Here is a 17814-nt window from a genome sequence, read left to right on the forward strand (position 1 = left end):
GCCCCGGCAACGAAGAGATCTTCTGCGATGAACATGGCCGCATCCGCGTACAGTTCCGTTGGGATCGCTACGGCAACAGCGACGACCACAGCTCATGCTGGATCCGCGTCAGCCAGCCGTGGGCAGGGCAAGGTTGGGGCATGATCGCCATCCCGCGCGTCGGCCAGGAAGTGGTGATCCACTTCCTGCACGGCGACCCGGATCAACCGATAGTGACTGGGCGTACCTATCACGCGGTCAACCGCGCCGCGCTGAAACTGCCGATGGCGAAAACCCAGATGGTGCTGCGCAGCAAAACGCACAAAGGCGAAGGCTACAACGAACTACGTTTTGAAGATGCTAAGGGCATGGAAGGTCTATTCCTGCATGCCCAGCGCGACATGACCACCCAAGTGCGCAACAACCGGGTGACTGAAGTCGGCGCTAACCACATCGAAAAGGTGCAACAAAATCAGCAGATTGAAATTGGCCAACATTATCACTTCACCGCGCACGGCAACCACACCCTGACGGTTCAGGGCGATCAACGCACCGAGATCAACGGCCAACAGCAACGCACGGTACAACAGCTGCTGGAACTGGCCTCGGCGCGCGGTATTCGGCTGGAGAGCGGCGCATCGGCACTGGAACTGCACGCCGATGGGCGTATCAGCCTACGCGGCAAAAACTTCAACCTCTACGCCACACACAACGGCCAGATCACCGCCAGCCAAGCGCTCGATCTCAACGATGAACAGCAGCTTGCCGAAGCCAGCCAGTGGATAAAAAATGCGTTTGCTGGCAAGCCATTAACGGTCGAAACCGGCGCCAATATCACACCGGAAGCGGCCGCCACGGCAAACACCACAACGGACGGCGAGCACAACCGCACTGAACCGGCACTGAGCACACTCAACAGCGCAGCGGTGGGGCGATTACTGGCCGCCGGTGCGCTGTATCACCAAAACCCAGAGACCTTTGCCACTATCGCCGAACAGTTGGGCGGTGAAGCGCCAAAAGGGTTCAAACAAATATTGAACGAGCATACTGCCGGTAGCTTGATTGCACTTAGTGCTATGCTTGGGGTGGGCAAAGCTTCACGTGGACACTTGCAGTTCTTGGGGAAAATCAAGTCATTAACACCAGAAAAACATTCAGTAACACATAGAGAATCAACGAAAATTGGTGAATATCTTGATGACTTTAAACCATCTCCTACACCGCTAGAGTTGGTTAAATATCAGGCAGGAAAAGCCCCAGAGGTTGCATATATTAGGCTGAACCATATCCTGTATGGCGAAGTTAAAACTCTCAAGGACGGCTCAAAAATTGCGTCAGGTGGTCATTATTTACGTGATCCTAATATCAAAATAGAGAAGCTGACAGGAGCGCCTGATATTAATGGTGTTTCGACTGGATATATTTCCGTTCGGGATCCTATTACAGGACTCTGGGTTAAAAAGAAAGCTCAAACCACCTTTTTTCCTGAGCACTGGTCAAAGCGTCAAACTGCTCAAGAAATCGAAAATGCGTTTAAGAATTCTGAAAGAATCCCTAATACAGAAACCTGGAGTGGGAAATCATCTAGTGGATTAGAAATTCAAGGCTTTTATGGAAAGCCTGATGGCACTGGTGCAACAGCATGGCCTGTCTATTCTGGAAGGAAAAAATAATGTTGAGTGATAAAATTGTTTTTTGGTGGAATGAAAAAAGTAAGTCATTTGTTCCTGTTGGGGGTGATGTAGGTAGTCACCTTAATCGAAAAATACTAAGGCATGGCACCACTGAGATTGCCGGATGGCTATCGAATGATATTCAGTATAATATTCAATCAGTTGATATATGGATTGAAAATTTAACTGACTTAGCATCTGGAAAGAGCACTGATGGTAATTTTGGAATTGGCAATGCACATTGGGTGATGGTGACACAAGACAAGGTTTTTATTGGCTGTGAATATGTTGAAGAACAGCAGGTTCTTTTAACCATTGAGCAAACACTGTATGTACTAGAGCAGTATCGTTCCTTTCTGACGGGATCTCATACAAAAGATCATCAACCAGAGCCAATAGATGTAGAGTATTTAGCTGAAGGTCGTGATGCTGTTAGACAATATGAAGCTTTAGAGGGGGCATACTGTTTGCCATATGAGTAATATCGGATTTCATATGTTAAATTTGATTATTGCTACATCCTCAAATTTGTGATGAGTTTGTGTTGCATGGTGGAAAAATAAGAGTAGGGCGGCGAAGCGCTAAGCACTTATCATGCTGATTACCAAGACCCGCGCTCTCAGAAGGTCATCAGCCAGCTCTCAACCTTGGCCGATTTTGTCCTGGTGGTCGGTGATATTAAAGGCTTTGCCGAAGCGGAAGACACACTCGATTTTCTCGCCGCCGCCATCGGCGTGATCCCGGTTGTCGGCGACGTCGCTGGCAAAGCGCTGAAAGCAGCGAAACAAGCACTGAAAAAAGGTGATGTCGCCGGGGCGTCGAAGTTGGTTAATCAGGCCAGTGAGGAGGTTTCGGCTGTCAGTTCATTGCAAGGTACTAGACTTAGAGAATATTATAGACAGGCGGAAAAATATGGACAAGACAAGGTTACCGCTTTGAAGAATGGACGTTTTAGATTTTATGGCAATGTTACGCCAGCTAGAAAAGTGGGAGAAATGCTCGGTGCACGATTAGTGAGAGAATGGGATCCTAAAACTGGAAAATTTAGAACATGGTATGAAACATTGGATCATTCCGGAAATATTAGAAGTGTAGCCCCCAAGCCGGTAACGCATGACAAGAATCATCATATATTTGATATTAAGGGTAACTATCAAGGGAGAAGATAAAGTATGAATACTATTCCAAGTAGAATGCAGCTTAAGGAAGTGATTCAAAAATTAAATGTTGGTATGCTGGAACGTTCACAAGTGGCAAAATGGGCTTTTTCCATCATAGATGATGATAATATTAAGATAACAGACCAAGTTGTTTGGGATATTCTCGGATGTCTGGGCGCAGTGGATCTTCTATCAACAGATAATGAATATTTATATGGAAAAGATGATTTCATTTTTTGGATTAATAAAATAGACAACTCCCCTTCAAGTTAGGAATTAATTGTAATACTACTTTAGTTAAAGTTTTTTTCCGTGACTTGTTAGGAAACATAAATTCAATGAAATAACCCCTTTGTGACGCAGGACAAACAGACGAGTGTGCATTTTTTGGCAACTCTACAGAACCGAAGGATGGCGAAATACTCGCCACTTGTAACAACGAGCACTACGTTCTATGCGCTGAAAAAGGGATCAGCCAGCTCTCAACCTTGGCCGATTTTGTCCCAGTAGCAGGCGATATTAAGGGCTTTGCTGAAGCGGAAGACACACTCGATTTTCTCGCTGCCGCCATCGGCGTGATCCCGAACGTGTAAAAATGCACATTCGTGTATTTGTCCTGTGTCACCAGGAAAGGTGCTAGGCAATTCCCTCCCCTTATCAAGGAGAGGGTTAGGGGGTTAAAACATTTGATGACTTTGCAATAACTCCCTGCCAGCCTCCCCCTTCGCAGGGGGAGTAGCTAGACAATGCTTTTGCTGTGATGAGAGGAAGAGCATAAACACGCGAGCAGATTACATACTGTTTTTGGTTAAAAAACGTGCGTGCTCTTGCCCTGCTATTTCACCACTTTGACCACGCCGTTTGCTGTGCCGACCAAAGCAACATCTGCGGCGCGACGCGCAAACAGGCCAACAGTGACCACACCACTGATGCTGTTGATTTTATTTTCAAGATCAATCGCATCGATAATTTTTAGATTGTGTACATCCAAGATCACGTTGCCGTTATCTGTCACTACATGCTGACGATATTCTGGTAGACCACCCAATTTGACTAATTCACGCGCAACATAGGCACGTGCCATTGGGATCACTTCCACCGGCAACGGAAATTTACCTAGAATATCAACCTGTTTGCTGGCGTCGACAATACAGATAAACTGTCTGGCAATCGCTGCAATGATTTTCTCGCGTGTAAGCGCAGCCCCTCCACCTTTGATCATCTGCATCTGGCGGTTGATCTCATCAGCACCATCAACATAAATATCCAGTGAATCGACTTCATTAGGGTCAAAAACGGTGATACCGAGGCTTTGTAACTTGGCGGTCGAGGCATCAGAACTTGAAACTGCCCCTTCAATTTGATGTTTGATCGAGCCTAGGGCATCGATAAAGTGTGCAGCCGTGGAGCCAGTGCCGACACCGACAATGGTACCGGGTCTGACATACTCGAGCGCTGCCCAACCCACTGCTTTTTTCAGTTCATCCTGCGTCATCATGTCTACATTATCTGTTTAGCGAACGGAGCGGCATTATATACCAGTTCTTGAACGAAGTGGCAGCCATGAGCCTCAACGATACAGAGCAGCGCGCTGATCCGGTGGCGATGGGTTGGCGAGACGGTAAAGCGGGGTGTGCGGGAATCGGCGGCTGTTTGACAGTGAGGGGGCAATCCCCCCCACTCAGTGGCATATTACAGATCTTTGCTACCACGGCTGGCACGTTTACGATCGTTTTCCGTTAGATGACGCTTGCGGATACGGATCGATTGTGGAGTGACTTCTACCAGTTCATCATCATCAATAAACTCCAGCGCCTGCTCCAGTGACATCTTGATCGGTGGCACCAGTGTCGTCGCTTCGTCAGTACCTGAAGCACGCATGTTGGTCAGTTTTTTTCCGGTTAAACAGTTCACGGTCAAATCATTTGAGCGTGAATGCATACCGATGATCTGTCCTTCATACACTTCAACACCGTGGCCGAGGAACAGTTTACCGCGATCTTGTAACCCGAACAGTGCAAAGGCAACCGCTTTGCCTTGACCATTCGAGATCAATACACCGTTTTGGCGTTGCCCCACTTCACCCGGGCGCACGTCGTCATAGTGGCTAAAGGTGGAGTAGAGTAAACCGGTACCGGAAGTCATGGTCATGAATTCGTTACGGAAGCCAATCAGTCCACGGCTGGGCACCAGGTAGTCGAGACGCACCCGCCCTTTACCATCTGGATCCATACTCTTCAGATCAGCCTTGCGTTCACCCATCGCTTGCATCACTGCGCCTTGATGCTGATCTTCAATATCCAGCGTGACATTCTCGAATGGCTCCTGTTTGCGGCCATCGATTTCACGGAAGATCACTTTCGGGCGCGATACCGCCAGTTCAAAACCTTCACGACGCATGTTTTCGATCAATACCGAAAGATGCAGTTCACCACGCCCAGAGACCCGGAAAGCGTCGGCGTCATCAGTCTCTTCAACGCGCAGCGCTACGTTATGTACCAACTCTTTGTTCAACCGTTCCAGGATCTGGCGCGAGGTGACATATTTCCCCTCTTTACCACAGAAAGGCGACGTGTTGACATTAAAGAACATGCTGACAGTTGGCTCATCTACCGACAGCGCAGGAAGTGCTTCTACCGCATTCACATCACAGATAGTGTCAGAGATGTTCAGTTCACCCAAACCGGTAATGGCAATGATGTCGCCCGCTTCTGCAACGCCGGCATCAATACGCTCAAGTCCCATGTGAGTCAATACTTTACCGACTCGTCCGTTACGGGTTTTCCCTTCGTGATCGATGACGGTTACCGCTTGGTTAGGCTTGACTTTGCCACGCTTGATCCGACCAATACCGATCACACCAACATAGTTGTTGTAGTCTAACTGCGAGATCTGCATCTGGAATGGGGCATCCAGTTCAACCTTCGGTGCAGAGACATGATCGACGATCGCTTGGTAAAGCGGTGTCATGTCCGCTGCCATATCCTGGTGATCAGTGCCGGCAATCCCCAGTAACGCCGAGGCGTAGATAATCGGGAAATCGAGTTGTTCATCGGTAGCATCAAGGTTGACGAACAGATCAAATACTTGGTCTACCACCCAGTCAGGGCGTGCGCCAGGGCGGTCAACTTTATTGATCACCACGATGGGCTTCAATCCATTAGCAAACGCTTTTTTGGTCACAAAACGCGTTTGTGGCATTGGGCCGTCCATCGCATCGACCACCAGCAACACCGAATCGACCATCGACATCACCCGCTCAACTTCACCGCCAAAATCGGCGTGTCCCGGGGTATCAACGATGTTGATGCGGTAATCTTTCCAGCTAATTGCGGTGTTCTTGGCAAGAATGGTGATGCCACGCTCTTTTTCCAGATCGTTCGAGTCCATCACTCGTTCAGTGGTTTGCTCACGCTCCCCGAAGGTTCCAGATTGTTGTAGTAATTTGTCAACCAAGGTGGTTTTACCATGGTCAACGTGGGCAATAATGGCGATGTTACGCAAATTTTCAATCACAGCTTTGTCTCAGGCGTTAGAAATAGCGCGCCATTGTACACGCATTAGGCAAGGGACTAAACAGGATCGCACGTGTTGCTAATAATCCATGCTATTGCCTTGATAAAAGTGGAGCACCGTCAGTACAAACGGGCTGTTAATCTGGTTAACGCACCATCACGAGGCACAACAGCAGTACAAATGCACTTTGATGGTGCAACCATTTAGCTCTGGTAGCCTACGCTGTTACAGTAAGGCCGTGTCATTAGCCTGTTCTCCGCTACCAGCAGAGTTGGCACACTTTTCGCTTTACTATGCTTAACGTGCTAACCACCCAATAACACCGCGTTGTTCTGTGACAACGATAATGATAACTCGAGGAGAGTATGTATGTCCGCTGAACATATTTTGACCATGCTAAGTGAGCATGAGGTTCAATTTGTCGATCTGCGTTTTACCGATACCAAGGGCAAAGAACAACACATCACGATCCCTGCTCACCAGGTTAATGAAGATTTTTTTGAAGAAGGCAAGATGTTCGACGGTTCTTCAATCGGTGGCTGGAAAGGGATCAACGAGTCCGATATGGTGCTGATGCCTGATGCCAGCACTGCGGTGTTAGATCCGTTCTTTGAACACCCCACACTGATCATCCGCTGTGACATCCTCGAGCCTGGCACTATGCAGGGCTATGATCGTGACCCGCGTTCAATTTCAAAACGTGCTGAAGATTTTCTGCGTGCCTCCGGTATCGCTGATACCGTGCTGTTTGGCCCAGAGCCTGAATTCTTCCTGTTTGATGATATCCGTTTTGGTAGCAGCATCCGTGGTTCACACGTTGCTATCGACGATATTGAAGGTGCCTGGAATAGCAGCACGCAGTATGAGGGCGGTAACAAGGGCCACCGTCCAGCCGTGAAAGGGGGTTACTTCCCTGTGCCACCGGTTGACTCATCACAGGATATCCGTTCTGCGATGTGTTTGACGATGGAGCAGATGGGGCTGGTCGTTGAAGCACATCACCACGAAGTGGCTACCGCTGGGCAGAACGAAGTGGCAACACGCTTTAACACCATGACCAAAAAAGCGGATGAGATCCAGATCTATAAATATGTAGTACACAATGTGGCGCACGCTTTTGGTAAGACCGCAACCTTTATGCCAAAACCGATGTTTGGTGATAATGGTTCCGGTATGCACTGTCATATGTCGCTGGCAAAAAATGGCGTTAACCTGTTTGCTGGTGATAAATATGGCGGTTTGTCGGAGACTGCGCTGTTCTATATTGGCGGCATTATTAAACACGCCAAAGCAATTAATGCCCTGGCTAACCCGACGACCAATTCCTATAAGCGCTTAGTGCCCGGTTATGAAGCACCGGTGATGTTGGCGTATTCTGCGCGTAACCGCTCTGCTTCTATCCGTATTCCGGTGGTGGCTAACCCGAAAGCACGCCGTATTGAGGCTCGTTTCCCCGATCCAGCAGCCAACCCTTATCTCTGTTTTGCCGCACTGCTCATGGCGGGTCTGGATGGCATCATTAATAAGATCCACCCTGGTGATGCGATGGATAAGAATCTCTACGATCTGCCGCCAGAAGAAGAAGCGGTGATCCCGAAAGTCGCGGGTTCGCTCGATGAAGCGATGGCGGCGCTGAATGAAGATCGCGCATTCCTTACTCGTGGTGGTGTCTTCACGGATGATGCAATTGATGCTTATATCGAGTTACGTAGAGAAGAGATGGATCGGGTACGTATGACACCACACCCAGTCGAGTTCGAACTTTACTATAGCGTGTAACTGAGTATCTCCAGCACGGTGGTTGATGTTGCTAAGTTAATTGTCCAATAACAGTTACCAAGCACCGTGCCACAGTTCACACCCACCTGATATGCTGATCGATAACCTATCAGGCTACTGGGTCATCTTGCTGTTTTGCCGTGGAATCATTCCCGCCCATCTTACGATGGGCTTTTTTTGTTCTCTGTATTTTATCCCTTGCAAAATAGATCACAAAGAGGTTATAAATTAACCACTGATGTACATTTTTCCTAGCGCTCACTAAGCAGCACTTGCTCTGTAAAAATAATTCTCTATTCACTGTAAGCTTTCTTTTCTTTATCATTTCTTAATATATTCTTGATATTCTCTTGTCGGAAAAATGTTCGAATATCCATCTATTTCACACTAAAAGGTTGAAAACTGATGTCTGCAAGATCATGGATGCCCGTAGGAAAATTCGGCCGATTCCTGTTGCTAGCAATAATTGTTACTTTGACAGGCCTCTTTTTCACATACACCTCACACTCAGTAGAGGATAAGTCCACCAGCGAAAACCAGAAACAGGTTGCATTGCGGGTGAGTGTCAGTAAGCCAGAACTGCGTAAGCTGACTACCCGAGCCACACTTATGGGTGCCTGGCGGCCCCGTGAAGAGGTCTCACTCAGTTCCGTGCTGGAAGGGATTCGTGTCACTGAGATTTTAGTTGAGGAGAGTGAATCGGTAAAATCCGGTCAGGTGTTGGCTCGTTTGGAGCGAACGGTGTTGGATAGCCAGATGCGCCAAGCCGAACAGACGGTACAACGAATTAATGCCGAGCTGACACAAGTGTCGGAACAGTATGAGCGCACCAAGAAGCTGTTCGCTGCTAATGCCACCAGCCAATATGACTACGAAGCAGCGCTGACAGCACTACTGACAACTCAGGCATCACTGCGTCAGGCAGAAGCGGCTAGGGATGAGCATCAGGCGCGTTTAGCCTATACCGATATCGTGGCGCCGTTTGCCGGCATTATTACACAACGCACCATCCAGCTTGGCACCATCGTTAACACCCAAACTCCGCTATTTCGACTGGCTGACAGTCAATCACCCGATTTCGTTGCCGAAGCACCTCAACGTTTGCTCTCCAATCTACTGGTTGGCATGGCAGCAGAAATTACTACCAATAATATTGAAGGCCGTGTGACAGGCACCATTAGGCGCCTAAGCAGAGAGCTCAATCCCAATTCTGGATATGGGCAACTGCGTATTACCACGGCAACAGTGCCAGCCGCAGTGCGTTTTGGTAGCGTAGGCCGTGCGCACATTAAGTTGGCAGAACATCAAGTGATTGCAGTGGATATCCGCGCGTTGCGCTATGACAGCAAAATGTCGGGACAAAACGCTTCAGAAGCGTCGCAACTCTCTGGGCAATCTGCCAGTGCAGCCTATGTTTTTGTCGTTGATGAGCATAAGCAGGTAAGACGCACCCCAGTTAAAATCGGCATTCAGGAAAATGGTTGGGTGGAGATCATCAACGGTTTGGATACCAACAGTTTGGTTGTCGTCACTGGCTCTACGCTATTACAGGATGGCGATAAAATAGAACTGGAAGAGGCCGAAACTATAGAACCCAGTTCGGTGCTTCGCCCTGTAACCGGCCAACTGACGCCTAATTCAACTAGCCGCTCTCAATTTGAGATCTCTCAACACGCAACAGTGATCACAGCGAGCAGAAAATCATGAAGCCAGGGCTATCCGCTTGGGCGATACGACGCCCATTACCGACATTAGTGTTATTCTGCGTGCTCACGTTAGCCGGTATTTATTCCTTTTTGCGTTTACCGGTTAATGCCACCCCATCAGTAACTTTTCCACTGATCAGCGTCACGGTCGTCCAGCCCGGTGCTGCGCCCGGTGAAATCGAAACCAGCATTACCCAACGTTTGGAAGAGACTCTTTCGGTGTTGCCAGATGTGCGGCATGTAGAATCCACCGTTCGGGCCGATATTAATTATACTGTCGTTGAGTTTCGTCTGGATGTTGACTCTGAACGCGCGCTGAATGATGTGCGTGCTGCCATTGGGCAAATCCGTGATCTGCTGCCACAGACCATTTTGGAACCGGTGATCCAGCGAATCAACATTGAAGGGGGGGCAATGCTGCACTATGTCGTCACCTCCGATGCCTACACCGCGCTGGATCTCTCTTGGTTCATTGATAATACCGTCAGGCAGGAGTTGCTCTCCATGTCGGGCGTGCAGAGTGTTGAACGCTTTGGTGGTGCCGAACGTGAGATCCGTGTTGAAGTTGACCCCGCAATGCTGGCCTATCATGGTTTAAGTATTGAAGACCTGAACTATCAACTCCGTAACACCTATACAGAGTCAACCGGTGGCTATCTCAACAATAGCAGCCAACGCCTGATGATCCGTGTGCCTGGTCGTGAAACTTCACTCGCTGCGTTGCAACAGTTGCATATCGCTTTGCCCAATAACAAGTGGCTGCCACTCACTGAGTTGGCTCAAATCAGTGATGTCGCCAGTGAAGCACAAAGTTTTGCCCACTTTAACGGTAAAAGTACGGTTGGCTTCTCGGTCTGGCGCAGCAAGGGGGTCAGTGACGTACTGGTCGCCGAAAAAGTGACTCAACGTCTGGCAACACTACACGCTTCCTACCCAGACATCACGATCACCCAAGCGGCATCAACCGTTGAGCAGACCCAAGCCAGCTTCAACACGGCCATGCAGACACTGATTGAGGGCGCGTTACTGACGGTGTTAGTGGTGTTTATTTTCTTGCGTGATTGGCGCACCACCGTCATCTCCGCGTTGGCAATACCGCTGTCGATGCTACCCGTGTTTCTGTTCATGCTATGGTCTGGTTTCACGCTCAATAACGTTACCTTGCTGGCATTGATACTGGTGATCGGTATCTTGGTTGATGACGCGATTGTCGAAGTTGAAAACATCGATCGCCATGTGCATATGGGAGAGCGTCCATATCAGGCAGCACTGCATGCCGCCGATGCCATCGCTCTGGCGGTGCTGGCAACCACGCTCACCATCATCGCAGTGTTTATGCCCATCAGCTTTATTCAAGGGGTGGTTGGGCAATATTTCCGGCAATTTGGTCTTACGGCTACCGTTGCCGTATTCGGTTCTCTGATGGTGGCTCGACTGCTGACGCCATTAATGGCCGCCTACTTTTTACGACCAGCCCAAAAAAGCAGTACAGCTGACGCGCAAGTTAAACCCGAACCTTCCTGGATGATGAGAAGCTATCTCAAGCTGTTGGCTACCGCATTGCGTCATCGCGGCTGGACATTGATATTGGCTGGCTTGCTGTTTGTGTTATCGATTTTACTTGCGGGTACTCTGCCGACCGGCTTTTTGCCGGTGGGTGATGCTCGTTTGTCATTCCTGGTGGTGCAATTACCGACAGGTAACAGCCTGAGTGAATCTGAGCAGGCTGCACAGCGCATCAGTGCGACCTTATCCGATCATCCAGATGTCTCTCAAGTATTAGCGATTGCAGACAGTACCGATGAAATACGTTTCACCATTGTGCTCACCCCGCGTCAATCCAGTAAATTGACACGCAAAGAGTTTGAGCTGGATATCCAACAATCTCTGGCAAAGTTACCCGACATGCGGTTCCAGTTTCTGGTCGATGGGCTAGTGCCGGAAGTGTCTATCATGTTAGGTAGCCACTCGCCGGAAGATTTAAAACAGGCCGCTTTGCGCCTCGCTGATGAGATGCGAACTCTGCCAGAGTTAACCAATGTAAAAATCAGTTTAACGCCTCCACGTTCTGAGTTGTTCGTCCAGCCTAGAGATGGTGATGCCGCTCGATTGGGGGTAGCAACGGAAACAATAGGGAATACGCTGCGGATCGCCACCTCCGGTGAGACCGATGCGAATTCCGCGCGTTATCTGCTCGCCAATCGTCAACTGCCGGTACGGGTACGGTTAAATGATAGTGACCGCTCTAATATCGATATTCTTAACACCCTGCCATTACGCACGCTTTCCGGCCAATATACTGTGCCGCTGGCTGCGGTAGCTGATATTCAATATGGTGAAGGTGAATCACGCATTGAACGTTATGACAAGCAGCGGCGCGTCACCATAGACGCCAACCTTGCTTTTGGCTCGCTAGGTCAGGCACTGACGTCCATTCAGGCTCTACCCGCGTTCCGTAACTTGCCAGCAAGCGTAAGACACATCGAATATGGTGACGCAGAGTTCATGCAGGAGATGTTCGGCAACTTTGGTATCGCGATGGCGGCTGGCGTTCTCGCTATGTTTGCTATTCTGATCCTGCTGTTCCACGATGTTATGCAACCACTGAACATCCTGCTTACGTTACCACTCTCGCTGATTGGTGCCGTTCCGGCACTCTGGTTAGTGGGTGCCGCATTCGATATGCCGGTGATCATTGGTATGTTGATGTTGATGGGGATTGTGACTAAGAATGCCATACTGCTGGTCGATTTCATTATCGAGGCGCAACGCACCGGCGCCAGTCGCTACGATGCTATCATCAGCGCCGCAACAGTGCGTGCGCGCCCAATCATCATGACAACAGTAGCAATGGTGGCAGGTATGCTGCCAGCAGCGATAGGTTTTGGTGCCGATGCAGGATTTCGTACCCCCATGGCTGTGACTGTTATTGGGGGCCTTATCGCATCGACGCTATTAAGCCTAGTCTGTATTCCGGTTGGTTTTACTTATCTCGATGATCTGCGTCACTGGTTAGGCCGGCGCTTGGTACGTCTGACCACCGTGAGTGAGGAAGATCTGAAGCAGGCATGATCCCTGCCAGCGTGCGGGTTCTCCCCGCACGCCAGATCTATTCCACGACAACCTGAGGTTAAGATGACCGCCCCAGGTTATTGTTGTGGTCGACCACGCTGCCGATCTGCCCGTCTATCGAACCACGTTCTGCTTAATCAATCGTGCGTAGCAGTTCATTAATACCGACTTTAGCACGTGTTTTAGCATCCACTTTCTTCACGATCACTGCGCAATAAAGGCTATAGGAGCCATCTTTCGCTGGCAGGTTACCAGAAACCACTACCGAACCAGCCGGTACTCGGCCATAATGCACCTCTCCGGTTTCACGATCATAAATGCGCGTGCTCTGGCCGATATAAACGCCCATTGAGATGACTGAACCCTCTTCAACAATAACGCCTTCTACCACTTCTGAACGCGCACCAATAAAGCAGTTATCTTCAATAATGGTCGGGTTAGCCTGTAGTGGCTCCAAGACACCACCAATGCCGACACCACCCGAAAGGTGTACATTTTTACCAATTTGTGCGCAGGAGCCGACAGTCGCCCAAGTGTCGACCATGCTGCCTTCATCAACGTATGCACCAATATTGACATAAGAGGGCATTAATACCGTGTTACGGGCAATAAATGCGCCCTGGCGCACCGAGGCGGGTGGCACCACGCGGAAGCCCTCTCGCTGAAAACGTGCGGCATCATAATCAGCAAATTTCATTGGTACTTTGTCGTAATAGCGTGTCTCAGCCCCTTCGATTACCTGGTTATCGTTGATGCGAAAAGAGAGCAGTACCGCTTTTTTCAACCACTGATGGGTCACCCATGTGCCGTTGATCTTTTCTGCTACCCGCACGGCCCCGCTGTCCAGCAGTGCGAGCACCTGATTGACCGCTTCACGTGTGACGGTATCGACATTTGCCGGAGTGATCTCGGCACGACGTTCAAAAGCACTCTCAATAACGCTTTGTAATTGTTGCATTGTTCTCTCTGTCCTGAGTTAATTGGCTAAAAGAGGGTTAGATAGACAGATCTGACGGTTGTCTGTTGCTGGCGCTAATGCCGACAACAAAACGCTGTCACTTCTGCCTGAATTGGTGATCACAACTGATCGTCACGCTCATCGCCAGCGTAGTTGTATCATATTTTATCGCTCGGATTCAGTGTCTCCATCAAGCGCTGTGTCAGCCGGTTACGCATTTCCAACGATAAGGCACGACGATCACTATCCGCAAGAATAAACAGATCTTCAACTCGCTCACCGATGGTGGTGATGCGCGCACCATGTAACGATAGCCCAAGCTCGGCAAATATTTCCCCCACTCTCGCCAACAAACCTGGCTGATCCAGCGCGATTAGCTCCAGATAGCTGCGACGATGTGTATCGTGGGGCAGAAAATTAACCTCTGTTGGCACAGTGAAATGGCGCAATTTGGACGAGGGGCGACGGATACGCGGTGGCTGATACTGACGCTGGGTTAAGACCCGCTCTAACCCTTGTCGCACCACCAGATGACGATCTGCCGCTAATGGGCTGCCATCGGGTTCCAATACCACAAAAGTGTCCATCGCCATGCCATCACGGTTAGTGAAAATCTGTGCATCATGCACGCTTAAATTGCGTCGATCCAGTTCACCTGCTACCGCTGCGAACAAGTAGGGGCGATCTGGACTACAGATAAAGATCTCAGTGCCACCGCGTGTCGCTCGGCGGCTGATCAATACCAAGGGTTGTGTCAGATCATGAGTCAACAGGTGACGTGCGTGCCAAGCCAGTTGTCGCGGAGAGTGGCGCAGAAAATAGTCTGCACGACAGCGGCACCAGAGACGCTGCAACGCGTGTTCATCAACGTTGTCGATACGCAGTAATTCCAACGCCTGAGCACGATGTTCTCGTACCCGCTGGCGCAGATCCGGACCAGTTTGCATACCACGCCGCAGTTGCTTTTCGCTGGCAAAATAGAGCTCATGCAGCAGGCTCTGCTTCCAGCTATTCCATAATGTCTCGTTTGTGCCGCAAATATCAGCCACAGTCAAACAGAGCAGATAACGTAAATAACTCTCGTTTTGCACTTCGACACTAAACTGGCGGATCACCGCCGGGTCTTGAATATCGCGCCGCTGCGCCGTCACCGACATTAACAGGTGATAGCGTACCAACCAGGCAACCAGTTGCTGTTCACGGTTGCTTAAACCATGCAGTTGTGCAAATTGCTGTGCATCTTGCGCGCCCAATAGTGAGTGATCACCACCACGCCCTTTGGCAATATCGTGAAATAGCGCGGCCAATAGCAGTAACTCTGGCTGTGGTAGGCGATGATAGAGCTCAACACATAGCGGATGGTGCTGATGCGTCTGCGGATCAGTAAAATTTTCCAGATTCTGCAATACCCGGATAGTGTGCTGATCGACGGTGTAGGCATGGAATAGATCAAACTGCATCTGACCAACAATGTTGCTCCACTGTGGCATATAAGCTGATAACACACTATGGCGATGCATCGGTACTAACGCGCGTGATACCGCTCCGGGATGGCGCAAAATCGCCATAAACCAGGATCTGGCAGCAGGTAATTGGCATAACGGCTCGTTCAGTTGTCGTCGGGCGTAGCGCAGTTGGCGCACGGTAGTGGAATAGATGCCCTGGATCTCGCTGTTAGATACCATCAAGTAGAACATCCGGATCAGCGTGGCTGGATTGCTAATAAAGGCATTTTCATCACGCAGGTCAATCAGAGTTCCACGGAGCTGAAATTGCTCGTCCAATGGGCGCGGTTTTTCGCTGGTATCAAGCGCCAGTATAGCTTCATCAAACAGTTGTAATAACATCTGGTTCAATTCACTCACTCGGCGGGTGACGCGATAAAAATCTTTCATCATCCGTTCAACCGGTTGATGCCCTTCGCCATGGTAACAGAGCAGTTGTGCGACACTTAACTGGCGATCAAATAGCAACCGGTTGTCGTAGCGTGTTAATACCAGATGTAGTGCATAGCGAATGCGCCAGAGGAAAGCCTGGCACTCATTCAGTTCTTGACGTTCAAGTGGTGAAAGAAAGCCGAACTCCACCATCTCGTCCAGCGATGCCGCGCCAAAATGGCGACGCGCTACCCAAATCAGCGTTTGAATATCACGTAAGCCACCAGGACTGCTTTTGATGTCGGGTTCCAAGTTATAACTGGTACCGTGGTAGCGCTGATGGCGTTGTTGCTGTTCGCGACATTTCGCCGCAAAAAATTGTGGTGATGGCCAAAAATCATCACTGAATACCCGTTGTTGTAGCTCGCGAAACAACGTTTCATCACCGCAGATAAGACGAGATTCAATCAGGTTAGTGGCGACACTCAAATCCGCGCTGCCTTCAGCCACACATTCAGCCAGTGTGCGCACACTATGACCCACTGCCAATTTCAGATCCCACAACAAGGTGAGCAATTCACCAACGCGTGCCGCTTGCTGTTCACTGAGCGTTTCCTGGCTGACAATCAACAGATCAATGTCAGACAACGGGTGTAACTCAGCACGCCCATAACCGCCAACTGCGACCAGGGCAATAGCGTTCACTCGCTGAAAAGCGAAGAAATGCCACAAACGCTGTAGCAGTTGGTCAATAAACTGGCTGCGCGCCAGCACCAGTTGCTCAGCACTGATGCCGTTTTTGAATGCCGTCGCCAGTGTGGCCTGAACAGACTCAAGCTGCGGCTTTAAACCGGCAGCGTGGATCTCTGAATCGTCGTAATGCAGTGGAGAACCGAGCGCCGGTGACCACGCGGTGGCTGAAGTGGTATCAGAGCAAGGTCCGGGGTGAGCTGCTGGCATCTGTGCTGACATAGTTCCTGTTCACCATCGCTAATTACGGGCAACAATGCCCGTAGCTTCACTGTGGATGGGTAATTATTCTGGGGATGGTGTCATCTTTACGTAGCGTCAAGATCTCACATCCATCATCAGTCACTGCAAGGGTGTGCTCATATTGCGCTGACAGGCTGCGATCTTTGGTCTTCACTGTCCAGCCATCTTTCATGGTACGAATACGGTAATCTCCGACATTGACCATCGGTTCAATGGTAAATGTCATGCCAGGTTGTAACACTACACCACCATCATCGGCATCATAGTGCAACACTTGGGGTTCTTCATGGAACACCTGGCCAATGCCATGACCGCAGTATTCACGTACTACAGAGAAATTTTCCGCTTCAACAAATTGCTGGATCGCCTTGCCTAGAGTGCGTAAACGAATGCCTGGCTTGACCATACCCAACGCCAGGTAGAGGCTCTGTTGGGTAATGCGGCATAACCGCTCACCCAGAATGGTCGGTTTGCCGACGATAAACATTTTTGAGGTGTCGCCGTGAAAACCGTCTTTAATCACCGTGACATCAATATTAACAATATCACCATCTTTCAGGATTTTATCGTCACTAGGAATGCCATGACAAACCACTTCATTGACCGAGATACAGACTGATTTAGGGAAGCCGTGGTACCCCAGACAGGCCGATATTGCCTGCTGTGTTTCAGTGATATAAGCGTGACAAATTCTGTCCAATTCACCGGTGCTGATCCCTGGTTTGACATAAGATTCAATAATCTCCAACACCTCTGCCGCCAACCGACCGGCTACACGCATTTTTTCAATATCACTGGGGGTTTTGATTGAAATTGCCATTAAATTAATCCGCTGACGTCACATCGATTGACATGCTCTCATTACTTTAAGCTGCCGGTAGTGTTTAACTCACTACGCAACAACATCCTGTAGGTTTTAGTTCCATACCAAATCATGACAGAGAAAATCATGACCGAAAAAGGCTGATGCCTATGGTAGCAGCACAGCCAAATGCTGCCAAATCTGATTTGTTAACGGTAAGTTGCTCACGCAAAATAGTGGGGTAGCAGCCAACTCACTCAGCAGTACAAAACCACGATATCACCGCTGACTGGCGACAA

Annotated in this window: 12 protein-coding genes; 7 read left to right on the top strand and 5 right to left on the bottom strand. The window is 49.5% G+C overall.

The window, feature by feature from the left end; genetic code table 11:
* The 4 genes from tssI to EOJ37_RS09410 form a co-directional block, all read left to right on the top strand.
* The coding region (gene tssI / locus EOJ37_RS14840; protein WP_240651692.1) for a type VI secretion system tip protein TssI/VgrG at nt 1-1652 on the top strand (1652 nt) is incomplete at its 5' end.
* Nucleotides 1652-2134, top strand: a complete 483-nt coding sequence (locus EOJ37_RS09400) for a hypothetical protein (RefSeq protein ID WP_127959667.1) — start codon at nt 1652-1654, stop codon at nt 2132-2134. The genes tssI and EOJ37_RS09400, both read left to right, overlap by 1 nt.
* 165 nt (nt 2135-2299) lie before the next feature.
* Nucleotides 2300-2821 carry a hypothetical protein gene (locus EOJ37_RS14670; RefSeq protein WP_206194042.1) on the top strand — a complete coding sequence of 174 codons (522 nt, stop codon included), beginning with the start codon at nt 2300-2302 and terminating at the stop codon, nt 2819-2821.
* A 3-nt stretch (nt 2822-2824) separates the two neighbouring features.
* On the top strand, nt 2825-3085 hold the full coding sequence (locus tag EOJ37_RS09410; protein WP_127959668.1) for a hypothetical protein: 261 nt from the start codon (nt 2825-2827) through the stop codon (nt 3083-3085).
* A 562-nt stretch (nt 3086-3647) separates the two neighbouring features.
* On the opposite strand, the gene rpiA is transcribed toward EOJ37_RS09410, so the two are convergent.
* A complete protein-coding gene (rpiA, locus tag EOJ37_RS09415) occupies nt 3648-4307 on the bottom strand; it encodes a ribose-5-phosphate isomerase RpiA (RefSeq protein WP_127959708.1) in 660 nt (219 codons plus the stop codon).
* A 197-nt stretch (nt 4308-4504) separates the two neighbouring features.
* Nucleotides 4505-6328 (bottom strand): ribosome-dependent GTPase TypA, encoded by a 1824-nt coding sequence (gene typA, locus EOJ37_RS09420; RefSeq protein WP_127959669.1) that lies wholly within the window; start codon nt 6326-6328, stop codon nt 4505-4507.
* A gap of 369 nt (nt 6329-6697) precedes the next feature.
* Here typA and glnA point away from each other — a divergent pair, with 369 nt between their 5' ends.
* The 3 genes from glnA (at nt 6698) to EOJ37_RS09435 (ending at nt 12885) form a co-directional block, all read left to right on the top strand.
* Nucleotides 6698-8107 (top strand): glutamate--ammonia ligase, encoded by a 1410-nt coding sequence (gene glnA, locus EOJ37_RS09425; RefSeq protein WP_127959670.1) that lies wholly within the window; start codon nt 6698-6700, stop codon nt 8105-8107.
* Between the two features lie 558 nt (nt 8108-8665).
* Nucleotides 8666-9814: an efflux RND transporter periplasmic adaptor subunit gene (locus EOJ37_RS09430; RefSeq protein WP_162473681.1), complete on the top strand. Its 1149-nt coding sequence runs from the start codon at nt 8666-8668 to the stop codon at nt 9812-9814.
* The gene (locus tag EOJ37_RS09435) at nt 9811-12885 is read left to right on the top strand and encodes an efflux RND transporter permease subunit (protein ID WP_127959672.1); all 3075 of its coding nucleotides are present in this window, start codon (nt 9811-9813) and stop codon (nt 12883-12885) included. Before EOJ37_RS09430 ends, EOJ37_RS09435 begins: the two co-directional genes overlap by 4 nt.
* Before the next feature lie 133 nt (nt 12886-13018).
* On the opposite strand, the gene dapD is transcribed toward EOJ37_RS09435, so the two are convergent.
* The 3 genes from dapD to map form a co-directional block, all read right to left on the bottom strand.
* Entirely contained in the window at nt 13019-13843 is an 825-nt protein-coding gene (dapD, locus tag EOJ37_RS09440) for a 2,3,4,5-tetrahydropyridine-2,6-dicarboxylate N-succinyltransferase (RefSeq protein ID WP_127959673.1), read from the bottom strand.
* 158 nt (nt 13844-14001) lie between these two features.
* A complete protein-coding gene (gene glnD / locus EOJ37_RS09445) occupies nt 14002-16692 on the bottom strand; it encodes a bifunctional uridylyltransferase/uridylyl-removing protein GlnD (RefSeq protein WP_476707482.1) in 2691 nt (896 codons plus the stop codon).
* A gap of 46 nt (nt 16693-16738) precedes the next feature.
* A complete protein-coding gene (map, locus tag EOJ37_RS09450) occupies nt 16739-17533 on the bottom strand; it encodes a type I methionyl aminopeptidase (protein ID WP_127959674.1) in 795 nt (264 codons plus the stop codon).
* Nucleotides 17534-17814 lie beyond the last annotated feature (281 nt).

This window comes from Serratia microhaemolytica (genome assembly GCF_004011885.1).
In the GTDB taxonomy this organism is placed as follows: Bacteria; Pseudomonadota; Gammaproteobacteria; order Enterobacterales; family Enterobacteriaceae; genus Serratia_G; species Serratia_G microhaemolytica.

Coding starts and splice junctions, on each gene's coding strand:
- EOJ37_RS09400 (WP_127959667.1), top strand. CDS start 1,652: ATGTTGAGTGATAAAATTGTTTTTTGGTGGAATGAAAAAAGTAAGTCA.
- EOJ37_RS09410 (WP_127959668.1), top strand. CDS start 2,825: ATGAATACTATTCCAAGTAGAATGCAGCTTAAGGAAGTGATTCAAAAA.
- rpiA (WP_127959708.1), bottom strand. CDS start 4,307: ATGACGCAGGATGAACTGAAAAAAGCAGTGGGTTGGGCAGCGCTCGAG.
- glnA (WP_127959670.1), top strand. CDS start 6,698: ATGTCCGCTGAACATATTTTGACCATGCTAAGTGAGCATGAGGTTCAA.
- EOJ37_RS09435 (WP_127959672.1), top strand. CDS start 9,811: ATGAAGCCAGGGCTATCCGCTTGGGCGATACGACGCCCATTACCGACA.
- dapD (WP_127959673.1), bottom strand. CDS start 13,843: ATGCAACAATTACAAAGCGTTATTGAGAGTGCTTTTGAACGTCGTGCC.
- glnD (WP_476707482.1), bottom strand. CDS start 16,692: ATGTCAGCACAGATGCCAGCAGCTCACCCCGGACCTTGCTCTGATACC.
- map (WP_127959674.1), bottom strand. CDS start 17,533: ATGGCAATTTCAATCAAAACCCCCAGTGATATTGAAAAAATGCGTGTA.